The organism is Streptomyces sp. AC627_RSS907 (assembly GCF_019049165.1).
On record NZ_JAGMUE010000310.1, the window covers coordinates 1 to 368 of the forward strand.

At 73.9% G+C, this 368-nt stretch carries 2 pseudogenes; both read left to right on the forward strand.

The features are described 5' to 3' along the window. A pseudogene (locus KUM32_RS35450) lies at positions 1–272 on the forward strand (hypothetical protein); the annotation flags it as partial. Beyond that, positions 233–368, forward strand: a pseudogene (locus KUM32_RS44235) (IS5/IS1182 family transposase); the annotation flags it as partial. The pseudogenes KUM32_RS35450 and KUM32_RS44235, both read left to right, overlap by 40 nt.

Below are 368 nucleotides of genomic sequence, written 5' to 3' on the forward strand. Positions count from 1 at the left end.
AACTGGTCAGTGTGGACTCCACGGTCGTGCGGGCCCATCACGAATCGGCAGGTCTGGCGGTCGCCGGGGAGACCCTGGACGCTCTCGAACAGGCACTGACCGAGGAAAAGGGGGTTCCGCTGCCGGAACAGGGACCGGTCCTGCGGGTGATGCGCCGCCGCCGGTACCCGGCGCGGGCGACTCGCAGGAGGACCGGGAGCGGTCCGCGGCACGGCGCCGTCGCCGGGCACGGGCGAAGGCGGCCGGGCTCGGCAGGTCCAGAGGCGGGCTGAGCAGCAAGGTCCACGCAGCGGTCGACGCGGCGGGACTGCCGCTGGTGCTCGTGGTGACCCCGGGCCAGGCGGCGGACTGCCCGCAGTTCCAGGTGG